The following is a 3069-nucleotide window of genomic DNA, read 5'->3' on the forward strand; positions in this document are numbered from 1 at the left end:
CCATATGCCCCGAATATTGGAAAGGTTGATCCAGTCGCTCTGTGTGACCTTCAGGACATAGAGCTGGATTGGCATGATGCCCTGCGTGTTGCTCCGGTACAGTCCTGCGGTTTTGTCTGCTGCTGCTGTCATGTTACTTTTCCCTCCTTATGCGATGCCTATGACCCCTCCTTGGAGGGTGCTTGTTCCGTTGACATCGCTCTTGTCGATGAAGGTCTCGGCGCATGAGATCACGCCTTTCTGTGAGAGGTTGATCTTGGCGAGGTCCTCAAACATGTCCTGCCAGAGTGACCGGCGAGACATCATTGCGGTATCGATCAGGAAGATCGCGCCCTGTCCGGCAGTCTGCGGCAGGAACTCGGTTGCGATTAACGGCAGACCGTCCGGGCCTCCGGGGAACGAAAGGTAGACCTTTGAGATCCCCTGGTGGAATGTGGTGACCGGTGCTGACCGGAAGAAGTCCTGTAAGCCCTGCTTGTAGATCGTGAACGTCCGGAGATCGGTGATCGCAAGGTTCGGCATCATGCCAAACTTCCGCATGTAGCGGTACGTGGTCCCGAGATCAGTGTTGATCTGGTTGTAGCTGTTCCCGCTGGACGCTACCCAGGTCTGGTTCGATGTCGCTCCTGACGTGTTGTTCTGGAGCATCTGGTAGATCCCGTTGAAGTACAGGTTCGTTGAATCTGTGGTCAGCGAGAGTGTGGGCCGGAAGGCGAAGTTCGTGTCGTTGATCGAGAGATTGACCCCGAGCATTGCACGTTCCCTGCCTGCCCGCATCGCGTCCTGTGCGGCATCGATCCTGATTGCCAGCATGTCACGGGGCGGGATCTGTGCCAGCCCGGCGAACTGTGCGGCTTTGGTGACACGGAACACGGTGGCGAAGTACTTGACGACCTGCGACCGGTTATACGGAGCCTGTGACGAATCGACAAGTTCGGCATCTTCCGTGATGGGTCCCCATGACCCGAGATCGAACGGTGCGATTGCATCCCAGTTCGCAGTCTTCCCCTTATTGGCTTCTGTGGGAATGAGTGCTTGGATCGGATACGCACGCTTGTAGAGGTACGCGACGTTCTGGTCAGCGATGACGTGCATCAGGTTTGAGGTAGTGTCAGTCGCTTTCTGGATGTCGAGATCCAGCAGATAGTCGAGGTTCTCACGGTCAGCCTTCCGGATCCCGAAGGCTTCCATTGCGATTTCGGAACCACGGGCGAGCGTGACGATGGTGTTGATCTTGGCCTTCATAAGCTGGTCTTCCAGCTTGTCGGCAGGTTCGCCTTCATCGTACCTGTGGGCATATGCACCCAGACCGCAGGCTTTCCGGACCAGGTCGTCCGGGATGGCCGGAGCGAGCGGGACATCCATGAGACCCATTTCGGAAAAGATCTTCTGTGAGTAGGCTGCTGCCTTCGTAGTGTCAACGGCTGAATGATCCGGGACATTGCCCCACATGCCGTTACCGAAATCCCGGTCACGCTGATGGAACCCGAGATCAAGGCCAAGTCCCTTTGTCTGGGACACTGCCATTCCTTTCTGAATGGTCAGATTTGCTCTTTTTGCTCTCATCGTAACTTCCCCTTGTTCGCTTTCATGATGGCGTCGGCAGTCGAAAGCTTGCGCCCCTCTTCGGGTTTGGTCTCCTGAATGATCACGGGGGATCCTTTCTGGAACTCCATGCTCTCAAGAGTCTCGATCCGCTTGAGCGCTTTCTGCAGCTCAAGTTCAAGGCTCTGGGCTTTCTTGACATTGCCCTCACCTTTCTTATCGATCTCTCGCTGCTCGCCGACTTCCTCAGGAGTCTCCTGCCCGGGCTTGCCGTCCTTGAGCGATTTCTTCATGGGCGGTGCGAGTTTGGTCTCCTCGCCTTTCTTATACTCCTTGCCTTCCCCGGAGGCCATGATGTGAGAGTGAAGTTCCTTCATCATGGCGTGCATTGACCGCAGGATCTCCTTGGTTTCAGACTCTTCGGTCTTTTCACCTTCAGGCTCGGCCTTTTTCTCAGTGGTCTTGTCAGCACCTTCACCTTCGGGCTTGTCATCCCACTCTTTTTCCTCTTTCTTTTCCTCCGCATTCTTGCGGCCTTCGTACCCCTCTTTCTTTCCTTCGGTCTTCGAGTCCTCGCCAAGCTTCTCCTTGTCGGACCCGGTTTCACCTTTGGTCAGAGGCATTCCGGATTTTCCTTTTGAACAATCAGGCATATTACCATCCTTTTTCCGCGTTCCATCTGTAACAACGTGGATTAGTGAAGATTCTGCGTTCGTAGCCTTAATAAAGTTAACTTGTTCTAATTCAAGTTCAGTTGTTAAGAGATACGGCCCGGTCTCTTCACGCGCTTTCGTCACCGGCTCAAGATGCGTCTCGTCATTACGCGCTCCTTCATCGCAGGCAGAGATCGAGTCCAGACGTAACCCTTTTGTCACGCAGGGCCGGTCTTTGCTTCTCAGGAGCGGGTGGGTACTGCACTCGCTGGAAATGTCAGTACGTTTACCGGCAATCGAGAGCATATCGTATTCGCCTTTCTTTACCTTCTCCCAGACATCATCACAGTCCGGAGTCTCCTTCATCACACCTTCAAACTGATACTCGCCCTCCTTGGTCTTCCAGCTCTTTATCACAATCCCGATCGGACGTTCCTTGTGGTATTCCGAGATGATCGGCAGGTGCATGTAATCGTGCATTGCCTTATCCATCGCCTCTTCGGTAATGTACTCATTATCCTTGTCCACTTTCGGGACATGGAAGGTCCCCCGGATCTTCCGGGTGCTGGCAAGGATCCCTTGGATATCAAAACCCCATTCGATATCATGCGGGGCTTTAGCGACAGTTGTACCTTCTGCGATCGTTGCTTGATCGGGTGAGAGCATTCCTTTCTTGGCCTGCTGTTCGAGCTTGCCGCAGACCTTGTGCGCTACTTCGTCCGTGTACCCCTCCTTACTTTTCATTTTATCGACGCAACCCTGAAAGGTCGCTTCCCCTCCAACGGGCATGATCAGTACCCTCCTTGAGGAGCATAGACCAGAATCCATGTGTAATTCGAGGAGCAGGTCGATCCGGCGCAGACGGTTTCAT

At 54.1% G+C, this 3069-nt stretch carries 2 protein-coding genes; both read right to left on the minus strand.

Going from position 1 to position 3069, the window contains the following annotated elements:
• Positions 1–147: 147 nt before the first annotated feature.
• A complete protein-coding gene (locus ABSG49_RS12100; protein WP_424026389.1) occupies positions 148–1566 on the minus strand; it encodes a hypothetical protein in 1419 nt (472 codons plus the stop codon).
• The gene (locus ABSG49_RS12105; RefSeq protein ID WP_424026390.1) at positions 1563–2942 is read right to left on the minus strand and encodes an XkdF-like putative serine protease domain-containing protein; all 1380 of its coding nucleotides are present in this window, start codon (positions 2940–2942) and stop codon (positions 1563–1565) included. The genes ABSG49_RS12100 and ABSG49_RS12105 overlap by 4 nt, the downstream gene beginning before the upstream one ends.
• Positions 2943–3069 lie beyond the last annotated feature (127 nt).

The organism is Methanoregula sp., assembly GCF_049510175.1.
Taxonomy (GTDB): domain Archaea; phylum Halobacteriota; class Methanomicrobia; order Methanomicrobiales; family Methanospirillaceae; genus Methanoregula.